Consider the following 19601-nt stretch of genomic DNA (forward strand, 5'->3'; position numbering starts at 1 on the left):
GAAGTCGGCGGTGGTCCAGCGCACACCCGCCGACACCAGCCGCCACCACCGCTCACGCCGGTCGCGGGCCAGCTCCGGCGCCTCCTCGATCAGCTCGCTCGCGCCCAGCACGCGCAGGTGGTGGCTGACGTTGGCGACGGCCTGGCCGGTGCGGTCGGCGAGCATGCTGGCCGTGGAGGGGCCGTAGACCTTCAGCACGTCCATGAGACGGCGCCGCAGGGGATGGGCCAAGGCGGCCAGCACCCGGGAGTCGGTGATCTTGCGAATGTTCCCGTGATCCATGCTTTCAGGCTGACATCCGCAACAATCATCGCGCAATAGCGATTGCGAAAGAGTTCTTGCGCATCTAAGTGTGACGTGTCTCACGCGGCCACCGCGAGAGGTCCGGCGCGCCGCCGGCGGCGCCGTGCCGTCCTTTCCGGGCCCCTCGCCGGGTGTTGAAGATCACTAACGGGTGTGACGGATGTGACAGGAGTGGCTCACGACCGGTCCCGTTTCAGGACATGTGAGGGGAATCACATTCGGGTAACAGGGGCCGCTGATATGCAGGGGTTACGTGTTCTCGATCGGTGTCTTTGATCTACGTTTCGTTGCCGTGCCTTTGCCTGCATTTAGGGATCTGTGTAGTTTCTGGCCCGCGGCGAGCACGCCATGCCGTCGCGAGTGAAACCGGTCACGATCGGATCGGTGCGACAAAAAATCCAAATGGTCACCGTCGTCGACTAAGGCGCGATCCCAGGACCGCAGAGGCGGTGACCTGCCGAATCCGTGCGGCAAGGAGCACGGAGCCGGGGACCCAATTTGGCCCTAAATGTGGGGCCAGGGGGTGAATCGGCGCCTATGGCGCCGTAGGGCGACTTCCCTGCCCGAATCCGTCAGCTAACCCGGTAGGCGTGAGTGGAAGAATCAAGGAGAGATCCTGTCCAGCACCACGCAAAACCCTAGCCTGTCTCGCTTGGCCCGCCTCTCCCTCGGTGGTGTCGCGCTCACCATGACGGCCTCCATGGGGGCTGTAGCGACTCAGGCGACGGCGGCGGACGCCGCCACGGTGACCTCGGCGGCCGACGCCGCCCCGGTGATCGCGACGGCCGACGGCGCCACGGTGACCCCCATGGCGGACGCCGCCACGGTCACCACGACGGCGGACGCCGCCACGGCCACCAAGGCTCAGAGCACGTCGACGTCGAAGACCAAGGCCAAGAGCGCGTCGAGGCTGAGCAAGGCCGCCAAACAGCGGATCAAGGCGCGCACGGCCGTATCGGTGGCCAAGAAGCAGATCGGCGACCCGTACCGGTGGGGAGCGGCCGGCCCAGGCGCTTTCGACTGCTCAGGCCTCGTCGTGTTCTCCTGGCGGAAGGCCGGTGTGAAGCTTCCTCGCATCGCCGCCAGCCAGTTCCGCTCGGTCCGGAAGAAGGTCTCCTGGAAGCATCTCCAGCCAGGCGACCTGATGTTCTTCCGCGGGCTCGGCCATGTCGGCATGTACGTCGGGCACGGCAAGATGATCCACTCCCCGCACAGCGGTACGCGGGTCCGGATCGACACGCTGAGCGGTTACCGCAGGGCGAGCTTCGTTGGAGCGGTCCGCCCGGGCGTGTGAGCCGTGTACCGGGGGACTTCCCAGGAGCGATTTCCCGAGAAGCATCCTCAGGTCTGTGCTGAGCACGCCGATGGCCGTGAAGGCCCCGCCCGCCTCCAACCCGAGGCGGACGGGGCCTTCACCCATCCACCACCCTCTCCCGGAGCCACAGGGGATCGTGTGTCTCCCGGCCGCGCTGTCCCCGGGGCGACAGCCGGTAGATTGCCCGCATGCGCGTCGTCTGGCTCTGGGCCGTACTGGCGGGGCTGCTGGCCGCGCTGACCGGTCCGCCCGTCACCGGCGACCCGCGGCGGAGCGTGGACGCGGTGATCCGGGAGCATCCGGAGATCTGGGCCGGGGCGCGGGTCGTCCAGGGCGACCGATCGATCGTGATCGGCTCGCGGGACGCCACGGATGCCGCAGTCGCCGCGGATACTGCGGACACCACAGACACCACGAACAGGGACACCAGGGACACCAGGGACACCACGGACACCACGGATGCCGCAGTCACCGCGGGCGCCGCCCGGACGCCGGGGTCCGGGTCGCCTGGCCTTGCCGACCTGGCGCGCAGGGCCGATAGGGCGAGCCTGATCGTCGCCAGGGTGGCCGGGCCGGTACGCCCGCTGATCCTGGTCCCCGCGACCACCGAGCAGGCCGCCACGCTCGCCGCCCCGGCGGCCGTGAACGGGCTGGCCGCGGTGGCCGGCACCGATCGGGTGATCATCGAGCCGCGCTCCTTCGCCCGCCTGACCGGCGCGGGCCGTGACGTCGTCCTCGCCCACGAGCTCACGCACGTCGCCACCGGCGCGGCCACCGACGGGCGTACGCCCAAGTGGCTGATGGAGGGCTTCGCCGACTACGTCGGGTATCTCCAGGCGGGGATCCCGGTGGCCTCCGCCGCGGCCGAGCTGGCCGCCGAGGTACGTGCCGGGCGGCTCCCGGCGGCGCTTCCCGGCGCTGACGCCTTCTCCGCCGGTTCGGCACGGCTCGCACAGGCTTACGAGGAGGCGTGGCTCGCGTGCCGGTATGTCGCGGGGCGCTTCGGCGAGCGTGCCCTGGTGACCCTCTACCGTGAGTCCATGCGCAGTGGCCCGCGGACCGCGCTCCGCCGGACGCTGGGCATGACCACGGCCCGATTCACCGCCGCCTGGCGGGAGTACGTCCGGAGCGAGCTCTCATGACGTCACCGGCGCGATGACGGGCCTGGGGATGAGCGGATGGGATCACGGGGCCGGGGATGGGCGGGCCGGATGAGGGTGCCGGGGGAGGGGCGGGCGCGATGACGGGGCCGGGGGTGAGTGGGGTGGGTCGAGACGAGGGGGCGGACGCCAGTGGTGGGGCTGATCGCGTGACGCGGTCGATCGAGCAGGGCCGCCGTGGCCCGCGGGCGGGCGGACGATGGCGTGCGGCGGGGATCGCCCTCGTCGTCCTCGGCGCGGCCGTCGCCGCGGTCGTGGCGGTCACCACGCCATGGCAGTCCCTGCCCGGGGCCGCCCCGGCGGTGACACCCGATCCCGCGCGCGACTTCACCGCCCAGCAGATCGCCCGGGCGGACGCGTTCGACGCCGCCGTCAGCGTCCCGGTGTACCTGTCGCTGGCGGTGACGCTGGTCGTCGCCGGCGTGCTGATCCTGACGCCCTTCGGGGCGTGGCTGGTGGCCCGTCTCCGAGGGCCGTGGTGGGTGCGCGCCCTGCTCGGCGTCCTCGCGCTCTCGGCCGTCAGCCTGCTGATCAAGTGGCCGCTGGGCATGTGGTACGAGACGCGGCTGCGCGAATTCGGCCTCTCGACGCAGGAGTGGCCCGCGTGGTCCGCCGACCGGCTCAAGAGCTTCGGCGTCCAGACCGTGCTCATCGCGATCATGGTGCTCGCGGTCGTCTGGCTGGCCAGGCGCTTCGCGACCAGGTGGTGGATCCCGGCGGCGGCGGGAGCGTTCGCGCTCACCGTGGCGGCCTCGTTCATCTATCCCGTCGTCGTGGAACCGTTGTTCAACGACTTCACGCCGCTCCCGCCCGGCCCGCTCCGGAGCGACCTGATCGCCATGGCGAGCCGTGACGGCGTTCCGGTCGAGGACGTGCTGGTCGCCGACGCCTCGCGCAGGACCACCTCGCTGAACGCCTACGTGTCGGGGTTCGGGGCCACCCGGCGCATCGTCGTCTACGACACGCTGCTGCGCGCCCCCGCGAACGAGGTCGAGCTGGTCGTCGCGCACGAGCTCGGCCACGCCAAGAACGGTGACGTCCTGTACGGCACGCTGGTGGGAGCGCTCGGCGCCGCGGCGGGCGCCTGCCTGCTGTTCCTCGTCGTCTCCTTCCGCCCGATCAGGCGCCGGGCCGGTGTCGAGACGGTGGCCGATCCGCGCGCGGTCGGGCTCGTGCTCGGCCTGATGAGCCTGGCCGGCGTGCTGGCGGGGCCGGCGCAGAACGTCGTCAGCCGACAGATCGAGGCCAGGGCCGACGTGCACGCGCTCGACCTGACCCGCGATCCGGCGACCTTCGCGGCGATGCAGAAACGCCTCGCCGTGACCAACATCTCCGATCTGTCCCCCAGCGCGTTCGAGTACGTCCTGTACGCGTCGCATCCCACGACCCCGCAGCGTCTGGCCCTGGCACGCTCCTGGGCCCGGCTGCACGGGCTGCCGGAGCCGTGACCGCCCCCGAGCACGACCCCGGCCCGGTGAAGACGCTGATCGTGACCAACGACTTCCCGCCTCGGCCCGGTGGCATCCAGGCATTCGTGCACGCGCTCGCCGTACGCCTGCCACCGGGCTCGGTGGTGGTGTACGCCTCCCGGTGGCCCGGCTGGGAGGACTTCGACGCGAGCCAGCCGTACCGGGTGGTGCGCCACCCCACCTCGCTGATGCTGCCCGTGCCCGACGTCGCCAGGAGGGCCGCGGCGCTGGTGCGGAAGGAGAAGTGCGACACCGTCGTGTTCGGCGCGGCGGCGCCGCTCGGGCTGCTCGCCCCCGCGATGCGCGCGGCGGGGGCGCGTCGCATGATCATGCTGACCCACGGCCACGAGGCCGGCTGGGCGGGTGTGCCCCTCGCCCGCGGCTTTCTCGCCAGGATCGGCGCCCACGCGGACGCGATCACCTACCTGGGTGACTACACCCGGGAGAGGCTGGCCCGGGTGATGCCGCCCGGCAGGCTCGTCCGGCTGGCGCCGGGCGTGGACACCGATGTCTTCCACCGCGGGGCCGGCGGCGCCGGGATACGGCTGTCGCTGGGGATCGGCGAGCGGCCCGTCGTGGTGTGCGTCTCCCGGCTGGTCGCCCGCAAGGGGCAGGACACGCTGGTGCGGTGCTGGCCGGAGGTGCTCCGGGAGGTTCCGGACGCCGTGCTGCTGCTGGTCGGCGGCGGGCCGTCCCGCCGTAGCCTCGAACGGGCGGTCGCCTCGCGGCGCCTTGGGGACTCGGTCATCATGACGGGGCCGGTGCCGTGGAGCAGCCTGCCCGCTTACTACGACGCCGGTGACGTGTTCGCCATGCCCTGCCGTACGCGGCTGGGAGGCCTGGACGTGGAGGGCCTCGGCATCGTGTACCTGGAGGCCTCCGCGACCGGCTTGCCGGTCGTCGCGGGGGCTTCCGGGGGAGCCCCCGACGCGGTTCGTGACGGCGAGACGGGTCTGGTGGTGGACGGCGACGACCCGCGGGCGGTGGCCTCGGCCGTGACGACCCTGCTCAGGGACCCGGCCCTCGCCCGGACGATGGGGGAGCGGGGCCGGGCCTGGATCGAACGCGAGTGGCGCTGGGACCTGGTGGTCGAGCGGTTCGCCGAAGTGCTCGCCGGCCCCGGTACCCCCGGGACCGGCTCGGCCGAACGGGTCCGGTGAGCGCACCGGGTCCGCCGAAGGGCTCGGGTGAGCCCATCGGTCCGCCGAAGGGGTCCGGTGAGCCCACCGGGTCCGCCGAAGGGGTCTGGTCGCTCGCCGTTCTGGCCGTCGGGCGGTTACAGGTCGAGCCAGCGCTGCATGCGGTCGATGAGCTCTTCGGCGTCGACGGGCTTGGTGACGTAGTCGCTGGCACCCGAGGACAGGGTCTTCTCGCGGTCGCCGTGCATGGCCTTGGCGGTGACGGCGATGATCGGCAGATGGGCGAAGCGCGGCATCTCGCGGATCGCGGCCGTCGCGGCGTATCCGTCCATCTCGGGCATCATGATGTCCATCAACACGAGGTCGACGTCGTCGTTGCGCATGAGCGCCTCGATGCCCTTGCGGCCGTTCTCGGCGTACAGCACCTGCATGCCGTGCAGTTCCAGGATGTTGGTCAGGGCGAAGACGTTGCGGACGTCGTCGTCGATCACCAGGACCTTGCGGCCGAGCAGCCCGCTGTCGACTTTCTCGACGTCCCGGGACGCCTCCTCCGGGGTGGCCTGCACCAGGGGCAGGACGTCGCCAGGCCCCTTCGCCGTCAGGTGGAGGGTGATGCGCTCGCGCAACTCGTCCAAGCTGGGGAGACGCTCCAGCGGCTGGGTGCGGGACCGTCCCTGCAGCAGGTTCTCCTGGGGACGGGTGAGCTTGCGGGTGTGATGGGCCAGCACCGGCAGCGAGCGCAGGGTGCTGTCCTCGTCGAGCCTTCGCAGGAACTCCGCCGCCGCGTCGTGGGGCATGCCGAGGTCGAGCACGATGCAGTGGAAGCCATGGCGCCCCAGCGCGGCCAGGGCGCTGTCGGGGCTGCTCGCGGTGGTGACGCGAACCGCACCGTGCGTCTCGCTCAGATCGGCCACCACGCTCTGCGCCAGCTGGGACAGCAGCCCGTTGGGCCGGGACTCCACGACGAGCAGGCGGCGCCCGTCGTCCTCGGTGACGCCGTTGGAGAGGGCGGATGAGGAGACGGGCAGTTCCACCGCCACCGCCTGGGTGGGCTCGTCGAAGGGGTGCGCCCGGGTGAACATCGCCGAGGAGGCCGGCAGGACGGAATCCTCGGAGAAGTGGGTCATCGGCAGGTAGAGGCTGAACGTGCTGCCCTCACCCAGAGCGCTGACCGCGCGGATCTCGCCGTTGAACAGCGCGGCGATCTCGCGGCTGATGGACAGGCCGAGGCCGGTGCCGCCGTACTTGCGGCTGGTGGTGCCGTCCGCCTGCTGGAAGGCGTCGAAGATCTGGGAGAGGTTCTCCTCGGCGATGCCGATGCCGGTGTCCACGACGTGGAACGCGAGGACCTGCTGCCTGGAACCGGTCGGCAGGTCCATCTCGCCCGCTCGCTCGACCCGGAGCTGGACCGAGCCCTCCTCGGTGAACTTCACCGCGTTGGAGAGCAGGTTGCGCAGGACCTGCCGCAGACGCTGCTCGTCCATCATCAGCTGGGTGGGCACGTCGGAGGCCACCACGACGTCGAACCGCAGCCCCTTCTCGGTGGTCAGCGGCCGGAACGTCGCCTCGACGTAGTCGAGGAGCTGCCGGATGTGGAACGGCTCCAGCGCCAGGTCCATCTTGCCCGCCTCGATCTTGGACAGGTCGAGGATGTCGTTGATGAGCTGGAGCAGGTCGGTGCCCGCCGAGTGGATGACGTTGGCGTACTCCACCTGCTTGGCGGTGAGGTTGCGAGCGGGGTTCTGCGCCAGGAGCTGCGCGAGGATGAGCAGCGAGTTGAGCGGGGTGCGCAGCTCGTGGCTCATGTTGGCGAGGAACTCGCTCTTGTACTTGGAGGCCAGCGCGAGCTGCTGGGCGCGGTCCTCCAGCTCCTGGCGGGCCTGCTCGATCTCGATGTTCTTGGTCTCGATGTCGCGGTTCTGCTGGGCGAGCAGCTCGGCCTTCTCCTCCAGCTCGGCGTTGGACCGCTGGAGCTCCTCCTGGCCGACCTGGAGCTCGGTCGCCAGCCGCTGCGACTCGGTCAGCAGCGAGTCGGTGCGGGCGTTGGCGACGATCGTGTTGACGTTGACGCCGATGGTCTCCACGAGCTGCTCGAGGAAGTCGCGGTGCACCTGCGTGAACCTGTTGAGGCTGGCCAGCTCGATGACGCCGAGGACCTGGTCCTCGACCACGACGGGGAGCACGACCAGGTTGACCGGGCCGGCCTGGCCGAGGCTGGAGGAGATCGTCAGGTATCCGGGCGCGACGTCCTCGACCAGGATGGTCTGCTTGGCGAGCGCGGCCTGGCCGACCAGCGAGTCGCCCAGGGCGTAGCGGCGGGACACCTCCTGGTGGCCGTAGCTGCCGACGACCCGCAGCTCGGTGCGGCTCTGTGCCTCCTCGGCGAGCAGGAAGGTGCCGTACTGGGCGGAGACCAGCGGCGCCAGCTCGTTCATGACCAGCTCGGCGACGACCGCGAGGTCGCGGTGGCCCTGCATGAGCCCGGAGATGCGCGCCAGGTTGGTCTTGAGCCAGTCTTGCTCCTGGTTGGCCCGCGTGGTCTCCCTGAGGGACTTCACCATGGAGTTGATGTTGTCCTTGAGCTCGGCCACCTCGCCGGAGGCGTCGACGGTGATCGAGCGGGTGAGGTCGCCCGAGGTCACGGCGCTGGTCACCTCGGCGATCGCCCGCACCTGCCGGGTGAGGTTCCCCGCCAGCTCGTTGACGTTCTCGGTGAGCCGCTTCCAGGTGCCGGAGACACCCTCGACCTCGGCCTGGCCGCCCAGCCTGCCCTCGCTGCCGACCTCGCGGGCCACTCGCGTGACCTCGGCCGCGAAGGAGGAGAGCTGGTCGACCATCGTGTTGATGGTCGTCTTCAGCTCCAGGATCTCGCCTCGCGCGTCGACGTCGATCTTCTTGGTGAGGTCGCCCTGGGCGACCGCCGTGGTCACCTGGGCGATGTTGCGGACCTGGCTGGTGAGGTTGTTCGCCATGGAGTTGACGTTGTCGGTCAGGTCCTTCCAGGTGCCGGCGACGTTCGGCACGCGCGCCTGGCCGCCCAGCTCGCCCTCGGTGCCGACCTCGCGGGCCACTCGCGTGACCTCGTCGGCGAACGCGCTCAGCGTCTCCACCATCGTGTTGATCGTCTGGGCGAGCGCGGCGACCTCGCCCTTGGCCTCGACCGTGATCTTCTGAGAGAGGTCGCCCCTGGCCACGGCGGTCGCCACCTGGGCGATCGACCGCACCTGGCTGGTCAGGTTGGAGCCCATGACGTTGACGTTGTCGGTCAGGTCCTTCCAGGTGCCCGACACGCCGCGGACGGTGGCCTGGCCGCCCAGGTTGCCCTCGGTGCCGACCTCGCGGGCGACGCGGGTCACCTCGTCGGCGAACGCGGAGAGCTGGTCGACCATGGTGTTGATGGTCTCCTTCAGCTCCAGGATCTCGCCGCGGGCGTCCACCCGGATCTTCTGCGACAGGTCGCCCTTGGCCACCGCCGTGGTCACCTCGGCGATGCTCCGCACCTGGGCCGTGAGGTTGTCGGCCATGACGTTCACCGACTCGGTTAGCGCCTTCCAGGTGCCGGAGACGCCCTTGACGTCGGCCTGGCCGCCCAGGCGCCCCTCGGTGCCGACCTCGCGGGCCACGCGGGTGACCTCGTCGGCGAACGAGGAGAGCTGGTCGACCATCGTGTTGAGGGTGTTCTTGAGCTCCAGGATCTCGCCGCGCGCGGAGACGGTGATCTTCTGGGACAGGTCGCCGCGCGCCACGGCCGTCGCGACCTGCGAGATGTTCCGGACCTGGTCGGTGAGGTTGCCGGCCATGGAGTTCACCGAGTCGGTCAGGTCGCGCCAGGTGCCGGCGACCTCGGTGACCTGCGCCTGGCCACCGAGCCGCCCGTCGGTGCCGACCTCGCGGGCCACGCGGGTGACCTCGTCGGCGAAGGAGGAGAGCTGGTCGACCATGGTGTTGATGGTGTTCTTCAGCTCAAGGATCTCGCCGCGCGCGGAGACGGTGATCTTCTGGGAGAGGTCGCCCTTGGCCACGGCCGTGGTGACCTGGGCGATGCTGCGGACCTGGTCGGTGAGGTTGCCCGCCATGGCGTTCACCGAGTCGGTGAGGTCCTTCCAGGTGCCGGAGACCCCGGGCACCTCGGCCTGGCCGCCGAGCTGGCCCTCGGTGCCGACCTCACGCGCCACGCGGGTGACCTCGGAGGTGAACAGGGAAAGCTGGTCGACCATGCCGTTGAAGACGGTGGCGATCTCCTTGTACAGGCCGTCGCCGTCCTCGGGCAGGCGTGTGCCGAAGTCACCGTCGCGAACCGCCGTGAGCCCCGCGAGCAACTGCCGCAGGTCGACCTCGGGGCCGCCCGCGCCGCTCCTGGAGACTCGGCCGCGCTTGGCGGTGCTTACGTTCTCAATCATGTCCGCCCTTATGGGTTCTCGCCAACACCTGGCTAAGTCATCGTATAGAGAGGTCCTGCCAGGGAGAACCGGCCGAGTGGACAATGCTAGAGGTCACGGGCGCGGCTGAGCGCGAGGCCGGCCAACTCGCCGTTGCCGCTCACCGGCTCACCGGACGGTCCATGGAGCACATCCTCAAGCCCGATGCGGCCGGGCAGGCCGAGGCGCACGGCCTCGTCGAGCAGCGGCCAGGTCGCCGTCCCTTCCCCGTGGAGCAGCCGCGGCGCCTGAACACCCAGGGCCTCCAGCCGGTCGAGCACGCGGCGGGCCTCGGCGACGGCCCTGCCCGCCGGCACGTCGATGATCTCGATCAGCACCCGCATGATCTTGTCGGCGACATCGGATCGGGCGAGCGCCCTGGCGTCACGCTCCGACCACACCCCCGCCTCGACGCCCACCCCGGCGTCCAGCAGCGCGAGCGTGAGCTCACGGAATCCCGGCTCGGACACGTTGCACGAGGCGAAGTCGGGGCGCTCGCGCGCGGGAAGGGCCGCCCACGCCCGTACGGCCCGCAGGCGCGCGGCCTCGTCGCCGCCGGTGATCCACAACCCGGTGGAGACCCCGACCGGCATCCCGGGCGCCGCCGCACGGACGGCCGCGACGGCGGCTCCGATGTCGGAGGCGGCCAGGGACTCGCGCCCCGCCGTGTCGCGCGGATGGATATGGACGGCGGACGCCCCCGCCTGGGCGACGGACGCCGCGTCGGCCGCGAGCTGGGCGGGGGAGAGGGGAAGCGCCGGATGCGCGCCTGGCGCGCGGTTGCCGTTGAGGCACGCCTTCAGCCACATCCGGCCACCGTACCGGTATACCCGCGGCACCCGGCCGGCGCCTGGCGCGGGCCGGTCCGCAGGCCGCTCAGCTGTCGCTCAGCTGTACAGGGCGTCGATTTCCTTGGCGAAGTCGCGGGTCACCAGGTTGCGCTTCACCTTCAAAGACGGGGTGAGGTGGCCGCTCTCCTCGGTGAAGTCGCTGTCCAGGATGACGAACTTCTTCACCTGCTCGGCCTTGGAGACCAGGGCGTTGGCGTCGTCGACCGATTTCTGGACGGCCGCGATCACGGCCGGGTCGGAGCAGAGCTCGGCGAGCGAGGCGCCGGACCTGCCGTTGGCGTCCTTCCACTGGTCGAGCGCCTCGGGGTCCAAGGTGACCAGGGCGGCGACGAAGGGCCGGTCGTCACCGACCACGATGGCCTGGCTGACCAGCGGGTTGGCCCGGATGCGGTCCTCCAGGGGCGCCGGCGCGACGTTCTTGCCCGCCCCGGTGACGATGAGCTCCTTCTTCCTGCCGGTGATCCGCAGGTAGCCGTCCTTGTCCAGCTCGCCGACGTCGCCGGTGTGGAACCAGCCGTCGGTGTCGATGGCCTCGGCGGTGGCCTCCTCGTTGTTCCAGTAGCCGTCGAAGACGTGGCGCCCCTTGACGAGCACCTCTCCGTCCTCGGCGACGCCGACCGTCACGCCGGGGAACGGCTTGCCGACGGTGCCGATCTTGTTGGCGCCCGGGATGTTCACCGTCGAGGGGGCGGAGGTCTCGGTCAGCCCGTAACCCTCGAAGATCTCGATGCCCGCGCCCCTGAAGAAGTTGCCGAGCCGCTCGCCCAGTGCCGAGCCACCGCACACGGCCGCGCTGAGCCGGCCGCCGGTGGCCGCGCGCAGCTTGCCGTACACCAGCTTGTCGAAGGCGGCGCGCCTGGCCCGGAGGCCGAGCCCCGCACCGCCGGAGCTTTCGGCGCGGCTCCATTCGATCGCGGTGTCCACCGCGCTGTGGAAGATCTTGCTCTTGAGCCCGCCGCCGGCGGCGGCCTTCTGCTCGGCGGCGTTGTACACCTTCTCGAACACCCGGGGCACGCCGAGCAGGAACGTCGGCCGGAACGCCTGGAGGTCGGGCCCGACGTTCTTCATGTTCGGGGTGTGGGCGAGAACGGTGCCGGTCTCGATCAGCACGACCTCGATGATGCGGGCGAAACTGTGGGCCAGGGGCAGGAAGAGCAGCGCGGCGCGGCCGTCGTGCTCGAACATCGCCTCCAGCGGGCCGTTCGCGACGTTGTGCGCGGTGAACATCAGGTTGTCGTGGGTGAGGCGGCAGCCCTTGGGGCGGCCCGTCGTGCCGGAGGTGTAGATGATCGTGGCGAGGTCGGAGCCGCCCCGGGCGAGCCGGCGCTCCTTCAGGGTCTCGTCGGGCACGTCGGCGCCGTTGGCGGTGAGCTCCGCGAACACGCCGCCGTCGATGCGCCAGATCGCCGGCGCTCCGGGGAGGTCGGCGATCGCCTCGCGGACCGTCTCCTCGTGCGCCTCGGTCTCGACGACGATGCCCTTGGCACCGCTGTCGGACATGATCCAGTTCACCTGGTCGGCGGAGGAGGTCTCGTAGATCGGCACGCTTACCGCTCCGGCCGCCCAGATGGCGTAGTCGGCCACGGTCCACTCGTAGCGGGTGCGTGACATGAGCCCCACCCGGTCGCCCGGCTGGATGCCCGCGTCGATCAGGCCCTTGGCCACGCCTGCGACCTGGTCGCGGAACTCCGCGGCCGTGACGGGGGTCCAGCCGTCGCCGGTGTTGCGGCTGATCACCACAGCGTCGGGCTCCTGCTCGCCCCGCCGGAAGACGGTGTCGACGCAGTTGGCCGATGCGGGTACGTCGACCAGCACGGGAACGCTGTACTCGCGCACGGGGACTCCTCTGGGTGCACGCATGATGACTGTGTTGGCTAAAGCTGCCTGGACGGTACCGCGTCGAGTTACGCGTGGGTAGATCCGTCACCCACCCTTTATCAAGGGCAAATCCACGCTATCAGTGTCATCTGGCGTGACCGTGCGCTCAAGCCGCGACTCCGCCGCGTGTCGCAGGCCTGCGGACAAGCGCTAGGTTGGGGGTGTGGCGGGTACTACCATGTCCGTCATGCGGGTCCATGTCGTCAGTGACGTTCACGGGCGCGCGGACGCCCTGGCACACGCCGGGGAGGGGGCCGACGCGCTCATCTGCCTCGGCGACCTGATCCTTTTCGTCGACTACGACGACCACTCACAGGGCATCTTCGCCGACCTGTTCGGCGCGGAGCGGGCGGGGGAGTTCATCCGGCTGCGCACCGCCGGCCGGTTCGACGAGGCGCGCAGCATGTCCGCCGCCCTGTGGGAGTCCCTCGGCGGCGAGCCGCGCGAGCACATCGAGCGCGCCGTCCGCGAGCAGTACACGCGCATCTTCGCCGCCATGCCCACCCCGGCCTACCTCACCTATGGCAACGTCGACCTGCCCGGCCTGTGGGGCGACTATCTCAGGGACGGCCACCACGTGCTCGACGGCCAGACCGCCGAGATCGGCGGGCTGACCTTCGGCTTCGTCGGAGGCGGCCTGCGCACCCGCTACCGCACCCCGAACGAGATCGACGACGAGGAGTTCGCCCGCAAGGTCGAGGCGGTCGGCGCCGTCGACGTGCTCTGCTGCCACATCCCGCCCGCCGTGCCCGACCTGCTGTACGACGTGGTGGCGCGCCGGTTCGAGCGGGGCAGCGAGGCCACGCTGGAGGCGATCAGATCGACCCAGCCCCGGTACGCGCTGTTCGGCCACGTGCACCAGCCGCTGGCCCCCCGCACCCGCATCGGACGCACCGAATGCGTCAACGTCGGCCACTTCCGGGGCCGCGGCCGCCCCTTCGCGCTCGACCTCTGAACCCGGCCGCGCCCCGACTTCGAAGATCGGCCCCTCGGACGTTCGCACGGCAACGGCGAACGAGTACGGTAAGCCCATGGCTGATCGCACCACGTCCAGCATCACGATCGGCGCCGACCCGTCGACCATCACGGCGGTCATCGCCGACTTCGCCGCCTACCCCGAGTGGGCAGGTCAGGTGAAGTCCGCCGAGGTCCTCACCACCGGCGACGACGGCCGCCCGGCCACCGTCAGGTTCGTCCTCGACGCCGGCGTGATCAGCGACGAGTACACGCTCGGCTACCGCTGGAGCGGCGACGAGGCCGTCGACTGGCAGATCGTCGAGGCCGGCAAGATGGTCTCCGGTCTCACCGGCAGCTACCGGCTCGCGGGCGTGGACGGGCGCACCGACGTGACCTATGAGCTCGCCGTGGACCTCAAGGTGCCCATGATCGGCATGATCAAGCGCAAGGCCGAGAAGGTCATCGTCGACACCGCGCTCAAGGGTCTCAAGAAGCGCGTCGAGGGCCGATGAGCACCGGCAGCCCGAGGATCCTGCTCTTCACCGGCAAGGGAGGAGTGGGCAAGACCACCGTCGCCGCGGCCACCGCCACGCTCGCCGCCCGCCGGGGGCTCAAGACACTGGTGGTCTCCACCGACACGGCCCACTCACTGGCCGACGCGCTCGGCGTGCCCGGCTCCGGTGAGCCCACCGAGGCCGCGCCTGGCCTCTACTTGCAGCAGGTGGACACCCAGCGGGCCCTCGAGCGCCACTGGGGCGATCTCCAGGAGTACGCCAGGGGCCTGCTCGCCGAGCTCGGCCTCGACGAGGTCACCTCCGAGGAGCTCACGGTGCTGCCCGGCGCCGAGGAGGTCATCGCGCTGCTCGAACTGCGTGAGCAGGTGCGCACGGGCCGGTGGGACGTGGTCGTCGTCGACTGCGCCCCGACCGCCGAGACCCTCCGCCTGCTCGCCCTTCCCGAAGCCCTCGACTGGCACGTCAACCGCCTGCTGCCCGCGGGGCGCCGGCTGATGCGGGCGCTGGCCCCGGTGATCCGGCACGTCGCCCGGCTCAGCGTGCCCGAGGACAGCGTGGTCAGCGCGGGCGAGCGGCTGCACACCGGCCTCATGGGCGTGCGCGGGCTGCTGACCGGCGACAACGCTTCGGTGCGGCTCGTGCTCACTCCCGAGGCGGTCGTCGTCGCGGAGGCCCGCCGCACCTTCACCTCCCTGAGCCTGTACGGCTACCGCGTCGACGCCGTCGTCGCCAACCGGGTCTTCCCCGAGGGCGGATCCGACGAGTGGCGGCGCGGCTGGGTCGAGGCGCAGGCCAGGCACCTGGCCGCGGTCGAGGAGTCCTTCGCGCCGCTGCCCGTCCACAAGGTGCCCTACCTCGCCGCCGAGCCGGTCGGGCCCGAGGCGCTCGCCGTGCTGGCCGAGGAGCTGTACGGCACGGACGATCCCTTCGCGGCGCCCACCGGCGAGCCGCCGCTGACCATCCGGTCCGAGGGCGACGTCCACGAGCTGACGCTGGCCCTGCCGCTGGCGGACAAGAGCGAGGTCGACCTCGCGAGGAAGGGCGACGAGCTCATCGTCACCGCCGGGTCGTACCGCCGGGTCCTCGCGCTGCCCGCCGCGCTCGCCCGCAGATCGGTGCGCGACGCGGCGCTCCGCGACGGCCACCTCCGGGTACGGTTCGAGGCAGGAGGGGCCTGATGACTGAAACGAACGAGAACAACAGTGACCTGCCCGAGCACGGGCGGGAAGATCGGCACGACGACGTCGCCGGGAGCGACGCCGGCGAGCCCCGCGGTGAGTCCGCGAACGGCGGTGCCGTCGACCAGGACGACGCCCGGCGGAGCGTCAGCCGTGACGAGTGGCTGCGGGAGCGGGACGCCATCCGGCGTGCCGCCGAGGACGCCCGCCGCGCGGCGGACGACGCCCGGCGAGCCGCCGCCCGTGACAGGTGGCAGGACGCGCGCGACGACCGGCGCGGTGGCACCCCCGACCAGGGATCCGACCCCCTGGGGGCGGTCACTCAGGAGGCGCGCAAGCTTTTCGACACGCTGCAGCAGCGGGTCGGCCGCGAGATCGGCAAGGGCGTGGTCAAGGGCGGCGTGAGCGGCATCGGCCAGGGGCTGGGACAGGCCCTCGGCGGGGGAAGGCGCGGCACCGCCGATGTGTGGAGCGAGGCGGTGGCCGGGCATGATGACGATGAGTACATCTGCCGGGCCTGCCCCGTCTGCCGGCTCAAGGCCGCACGGCGTGACGCCGGCGGCGACGTCACCGACCATCTGATCACGGCGGGCGGCGAGCTTTTCGCCGCGTTCCGCCAGGCGGTGGACGCCATGTCGCGACCCGCCACGCCGAAGCGCCCCGGCGACACGGACACCCGAGTAGAGCACATCGACCTGGGCTGAGGGCCTGGCGGGACTCTCGGGGAGAAGGGATGAGAAATGGCGCTGACGATCGGCGTTGACGTCGGTGGGACGAAGATCGCTGCCGGGGTCGTGGACGAGGACGGCCACATCGTGGAGAACCTGCTGCGGCCCACCCCCGCGGACAGCCCCGATGAGGTGGCGGACACGATCTCCGAGGCGGTGCTCGAGCTCGCCGGACGTCACGACGTCGAGGCCGTCGGGCTCGGCGCCGCGGGATTCGTCGACGAGACCCGCTCGATCGTCCGGTTCGCCCCGAACCTCGCCTGGCGCGAGGAGCCGCTGCAGAAGAAGGTCGCCGAGCGGGTGAACCTGCCCGTCGTGGTGGAGAACGACGCCAACGCCATGGCCTGGGGCGAGTACCGCTTCGGGGCCGGGCGAGGTGAGAGCCACGTCGTGTGCGTGACCGTCGGCACCGGCATCGGCGGCGGCATGGTCTTCGGCGGTGCCCTCTTCCGCGGCCGGTGGGGCATGGGCGCCGAGATGGGTCACATGCAGGTCGTCCCCGCGGGCCGGCTGTGCGGGTGCGGCAACCTCGGCTGCTGGGAGCAGTACGCCAGCGGCAGCGCCCTGGTCCACGAGGCCCGGGTGGTCGCCGCCGCCGAGCCGGACCGCGCCGCCCGCATGCTGGAGCTCGCCGGCGGTTCGGTCTCCGACATCGAGGGCGAGCACGTCACCAAGGCCGCGCGCGAGGGTGACGCCGCCGCGTTGACCGCCTTCGCGAGCATGGCCGAGTGGCTCGGCCAGGGCATGGCCGACATCGCCGCCGTGCTCGACCCGGGCTGCTTCATCCTGGGCGGCGGCGTCTCCCGCGCCATCGACCTGTGGATCGACCAGGCCCGGGCGTCCTACCTCCGCGCGCTGACCGCACGCGAGCACCGCCCGCACGCCGACATCCGCCCCGCCGAGCTCGGCCCGTCCGCCGGTCTGGTCGGCGCGGCCGATCTCGCCAGGCATCCCTGACCGGTCGCCTGGGAAACATGATTGTTCGCGCTCCATGGTGATCCGTGTCGGCACCTACAACGTGCGGTCGATGTACGACGACAACGCCGCGCTGGCACGGGTCATCAGGGCCATGGCCCCCGACGTCCTGTGCGTCCAGGAGGCCCCGCGCCTGCTCCGCTGGCGGCGCAGGCGCGCCGACCTGGCCAAGGCGGCGGGCCTGCGGGTCGTCGCGGGCCGGCGCTGGGGCGGCGTGGCGGTACTGGCCGCGCCCGGGACGCAGGTCGTCCACACCGAGGGCCACCTGCTGCGGCCCTTTGTGGGCCTGGAGCGGCGGGGGGTCGCCATCGCGGTGGTGGAGTGCGGCGGCACCAGGGCCACGGTCGCGTCCGTACACCTCGACCTGGTCCCCGCCGCCCGGCTGTGCCACGCGGTCGAGATCATGCGCCTGGTCGAGGACGTCGCCGACCGCTACGGCGCGCCCATCGTGCTCGCGGGGGACGTCAACGAGCAGCCGGGCGGGGCCGTGTTCCGCTACTTCACCCGGCGCCTCGCCGACTGCTACCCGCTCGCCCCCCGGGGGAACGGCCTCACCTTCACCGCCAGGAGCCCGGGCAAGCGCCTCGACGTCGTCTTCGCCTCCCCAGGGCTGACGGTCCGGTCGTGCGGCGGCGTGGAGGCCGCGGCCGCCGACCTGCGGGCCGCCACCGACCACCTTCCCGTCGTCGCCGAGCTGCTGGCGAGTTGACGGATGCGCTGAGTTCAGGTGACCGTTTGGTCAACACTGGGGTACGTGCCTCGCGAGGGATGGCAGGACACGTACGATTTGGTCATGTCCCGCCGCTTGTCGCGGCGTGCGTTGCCATTGTGCGTGCTGCTGACCGGCGTGCTGACCAGTGCCCTCACGCGCGCCACACCCGCAGCGCACGCCCATGCCGACCCCTCACGTCCCCGTGCCGCCGAGCGCGGCCCGGTGCTGCTCCAGGAGTCGGCGACCGCTCGGCTGCAGACCGACGGCTCCCTGTCCGACGTGGCCGGGTTGTCGAAGTCCAACGTCTGGGCCGTCGGCCAGGAGGACGTCTGGGAGGCCTGGCAGAACCGCGGAGTGATCACCCACTGGGACGGGGCGTCCTGGTCACGGTTCGGCATCCGCAACGACGCCTCCAGCGCCGGGCACCTGCGGTCGGTCGCGATCGCCTCGCCGCGGGAGATCTGGGCGGTCGGCGAGGGGCACGACGGCCTGCCCTACGTCGTGCGCGGTGACGGCTCGGCGTTCGACCGGGTCAGCGTGCCGCAGCTCGGCACGGGCGACTGGCTCGGAGGCGCCTCCGCGCTTCCCGGCCGCATGGTCGCGGTGGGCAGCCGCGACATCAAGCCGAGCGACCCGGGCGCCAAGCCGGGCGACCGAGGCACCACGACGCTCATCGCGACCGCCACCGCCAAGGGCTGGACCGCCGTCGGCGGCGGGGCCAGGGGCGCCTTGTACGGTGTCGCGCTGGCGCAGAAGGGTGACGGCTGGGCGGTCGGCGACAGGGGGACCGAGCCGCTGATCATGCGGTCGACCGGGAGCACGTGGAAGCCGGTCACGGTGCCCTCCGTCGAAGGAGGATTCCTGCGCGACGTCTACATCGACGGCCCCAAGAAGGCCGTCGCGGTGGGAGGCGTGTACCACGACGGAGGGAAGATCGGGCCGCTGATCCTGACCTGGAACGGCAAGCGCTGGAGCCGCGCCTCGGTGCCCGATCGCCACGCCGAGCTGTACGGCGTCACCGGGGACGGCAAGGGCCACTTCTGGGTGTCGGGCTTCGACTCCGAGCACCCCAGCGAGGCGTTCCTCCTGCGGGGCGGCGCATCGGGGTGGCGCGTCGTACGGGGCGAGCTCTCGGCCAAGCCGCGCACCATCCGCCTCCAGGCCGTCACCCACGTCGGCGACCTGACGCTGGCCGTCGGACACGTGGTGGACACCGGCGACCGGTACACCGACGTGGTCGAACGGTTCCAGCCGAACACCTCCAAGAGCGCCGTGACCAACGGGACGAGCAGCCCTCCGTCGGAGCGATGACCCGGGCCGGTCGGGCGGCCCGGCGCATCGGCCGGGCCGATGTCCCCGCCTCCGGCGGCGGGGCCGCCCGCCGGTCACCTTCTAGATGATCGCGCCGTCGTCCCAGCCGGAGTCGGGGGGCGGGCCGTCACCCATGCGGACGATCAGCGCGACGAAGCCGCCGATGAACGCCGCGATGGCCGCGAAGACGATCCAGCCGTCCATCGGCCAGGCGAGGAGCGCGGCGAGCAGCAGATAGGCGGGGCCGCCGAACAACGCGACCCAAGCGATCTTGGTGCCGGCGTCCATCTTCGGCAGCGGGGGAGGGGGCGGGGGAACGTAGTGATCGCCTTCGTCCTCTTCGGGGGCGGCGGGCGGCTCTTCCTCCCGGGTCTCCGCCGGGGTCTGCACGGCGGCCTCCGCCTTCACCGGCTGGGGCGGCTCCTCCGCGGGGACGTTCTCGCGGTCCGGCCATGGCTGATCGGCCGAGGTCGGTTCGGCGGTCTCGTTGAAGGAGGCGACGATCTGACGCCAGACCTCGTCCTCATCGCTCTGTGGCGTCACCGGTCACTTCGATTCGTTCCTTTACGCATGATCGTGCTCGCTCGTGCTCGCTGGGTCGCTCGTGCTCGCTGGGCCATGGTCACTGGGTCGCGGGTGATCGCTCGCTCGGCGGCCGGACGGCACGTGCATCGCCGCCTCGCACGCGAATC

Annotated in this window: 16 protein-coding genes and 1 riboswitch; of the genes, 11 read left to right on the forward strand and 5 right to left on the reverse strand. The window is 71.4% G+C overall.

The window, feature by feature from the left end; translation table 11 throughout:
- The coding region (locus ABD810_RS11060; RefSeq protein ID WP_344937626.1) for an ArsR/SmtB family transcription factor at positions 1-282 on the reverse strand (282 nt) is incomplete at its 3' end.
- A 466-nt stretch (positions 283-748) separates the two neighbouring features.
- Positions 749-909, forward strand: a riboswitch (cyclic di-AMP (ydaO/yuaA leader).
- A gap of 94 nt (positions 910-1003) precedes the next feature.
- Here ABD810_RS11060 and ABD810_RS11065 point away from each other — a divergent pair.
- From ABD810_RS11065 to ABD810_RS11080, 4 genes are all read left to right on the forward strand, one after another.
- A complete protein-coding gene (locus ABD810_RS11065) occupies positions 1004-1597 on the forward strand; it encodes a C40 family peptidase (protein WP_344937628.1) in 594 nt (197 codons plus the stop codon).
- 209 nt (positions 1598-1806) lie between these two features.
- Positions 1807-2760, forward strand: a complete 954-nt coding sequence (locus tag ABD810_RS11070; RefSeq protein WP_344937630.1) for a gluzincin family metallopeptidase — start codon at positions 1807-1809, stop codon at positions 2758-2760.
- A gap of 167 nt (positions 2761-2927) precedes the next feature.
- Entirely contained in the window at positions 2928-4226 is a 1299-nt protein-coding gene (locus ABD810_RS11075) for a M48 family metallopeptidase (protein ID WP_344937632.1), read from the forward strand.
- Positions 4223-5407, forward strand: coding sequence for a glycosyltransferase family 4 protein (locus ABD810_RS11080; protein WP_344937634.1), 1185 nt, complete (start codon positions 4223-4225; stop codon positions 5405-5407). The genes ABD810_RS11075 and ABD810_RS11080 overlap by 4 nt, the downstream gene beginning before the upstream one ends.
- Positions 5408-5523: 116 nt before the next feature.
- Here the strand turns inward: ABD810_RS11080 and ABD810_RS11085 are convergent, their stop codons facing one another.
- From ABD810_RS11085 to ABD810_RS11095, 3 genes are all read right to left on the reverse strand, one after another.
- Entirely contained in the window at positions 5524-9786 is a 4263-nt protein-coding gene (locus ABD810_RS11085) for a HAMP domain-containing protein (protein ID WP_344937636.1), read from the reverse strand.
- A gap of 86 nt (positions 9787-9872) precedes the next feature.
- Positions 9873-10613 carry a 3-keto-5-aminohexanoate cleavage protein gene (locus ABD810_RS11090; protein ID WP_344937638.1) on the reverse strand — a complete coding sequence of 247 codons (741 nt, stop codon included), beginning with the start codon at positions 10611-10613 and terminating at the stop codon, positions 9873-9875.
- 78 nt (positions 10614-10691) lie between these two features.
- Positions 10692-12491, reverse strand: a complete 1800-nt coding sequence (locus tag ABD810_RS11095) for an AMP-dependent synthetase/ligase (protein WP_344937640.1) — start codon at positions 12489-12491, stop codon at positions 10692-10694.
- A 205-nt stretch (positions 12492-12696) separates the two neighbouring features.
- Here ABD810_RS11095 and ABD810_RS11100 point away from each other — a divergent pair, with 205 nt between their 5' ends.
- From ABD810_RS11100 to ABD810_RS11130, 7 genes are all read left to right on the forward strand, one after another.
- Positions 12697-13488, forward strand: coding sequence for a metallophosphoesterase family protein (locus tag ABD810_RS11100; RefSeq protein WP_425566879.1), 792 nt, complete (start codon positions 12697-12699; stop codon positions 13486-13488).
- Between the two features lie 76 nt (positions 13489-13564).
- On the forward strand, positions 13565-14002 hold the full coding sequence (locus tag ABD810_RS11105) for an SRPBCC family protein (RefSeq protein WP_344937642.1): 438 nt from the start codon (positions 13565-13567) through the stop codon (positions 14000-14002).
- Entirely contained in the window at positions 13999-15183 is a 1185-nt protein-coding gene (locus ABD810_RS11110) for an ArsA family ATPase (protein WP_344937644.1), read from the forward strand. The genes ABD810_RS11105 and ABD810_RS11110 overlap by 4 nt, the downstream gene beginning before the upstream one ends.
- Positions 15183-15887 (forward strand): hypothetical protein, encoded by a 705-nt coding sequence (locus ABD810_RS11115; RefSeq protein WP_344937646.1) that lies wholly within the window; start codon positions 15183-15185, stop codon positions 15885-15887. The genes ABD810_RS11110 and ABD810_RS11115 overlap by 1 nt, the downstream gene beginning before the upstream one ends.
- 36 nt (positions 15888-15923) lie before the next feature.
- Positions 15924-16868, forward strand: coding sequence for an ROK family glucokinase (locus tag ABD810_RS11120; protein ID WP_344937648.1), 945 nt, complete (start codon positions 15924-15926; stop codon positions 16866-16868).
- Positions 16869-16902: 34 nt separating this feature from the next.
- Positions 16903-17595, forward strand: coding sequence for an endonuclease/exonuclease/phosphatase family protein (locus ABD810_RS11125; RefSeq protein WP_344937650.1), 693 nt, complete (start codon positions 16903-16905; stop codon positions 17593-17595).
- A gap of 84 nt (positions 17596-17679) precedes the next feature.
- Positions 17680-18909, forward strand: a complete 1230-nt coding sequence (locus ABD810_RS11130) for a beta propeller repeat protein (RefSeq protein ID WP_344937652.1) — start codon at positions 17680-17682, stop codon at positions 18907-18909.
- An 81-nt stretch (positions 18910-18990) separates the two neighbouring features.
- Here the strand turns inward: ABD810_RS11130 and ABD810_RS11135 are convergent, their stop codons facing one another.
- Positions 18991-19452 (reverse strand): hypothetical protein, encoded by a 462-nt coding sequence (locus ABD810_RS11135; RefSeq protein ID WP_344937654.1) that lies wholly within the window; start codon positions 19450-19452, stop codon positions 18991-18993.
- Positions 19453-19601: the final 149 nt, after the last annotated feature.

The sequence above is a fragment of the Sphaerisporangium flaviroseum genome, assembly GCF_039537005.1.
Lineage (GTDB): Bacteria > Actinomycetota > Actinomycetes > Streptosporangiales > Streptosporangiaceae > Sphaerisporangium > Sphaerisporangium flaviroseum.

Coding starts and splice junctions, on each gene's coding strand:
- ABD810_RS11090 (WP_344937638.1), bottom strand. CDS start 10,613: ATGTGGCTGAAGGCGTGCCTCAACGGCAACCGCGCGCCAGGCGCGCAT.
- ABD810_RS11125 (WP_344937650.1), top strand. CDS start 16,903: ATGGTGATCCGTGTCGGCACCTACAACGTGCGGTCGATGTACGACGAC.
- ABD810_RS11085 (WP_344937636.1), bottom strand. CDS start 9,786: ATGATTGAGAACGTAAGCACCGCCAAGCGCGGCCGAGTCTCCAGGAGC.
- ABD810_RS11115 (WP_344937646.1), top strand. CDS start 15,183: ATGACTGAAACGAACGAGAACAACAGTGACCTGCCCGAGCACGGGCGG.
- ABD810_RS11120 (WP_344937648.1), top strand. CDS start 15,924: ATGGCGCTGACGATCGGCGTTGACGTCGGTGGGACGAAGATCGCTGCC.
- ABD810_RS11070 (WP_344937630.1), top strand. CDS start 1,807: ATGCGCGTCGTCTGGCTCTGGGCCGTACTGGCGGGGCTGCTGGCCGCG.
- ABD810_RS11110 (WP_344937644.1), top strand. CDS start 13,999: ATGAGCACCGGCAGCCCGAGGATCCTGCTCTTCACCGGCAAGGGAGGA.
- ABD810_RS11065 (WP_344937628.1), top strand. CDS start 1,004: ATGGGGGCTGTAGCGACTCAGGCGACGGCGGCGGACGCCGCCACGGTG.
- ABD810_RS11130 (WP_344937652.1), top strand. CDS start 17,680: ATGTCCCGCCGCTTGTCGCGGCGTGCGTTGCCATTGTGCGTGCTGCTG.
- ABD810_RS11105 (WP_344937642.1), top strand. CDS start 13,565: ATGGCTGATCGCACCACGTCCAGCATCACGATCGGCGCCGACCCGTCG.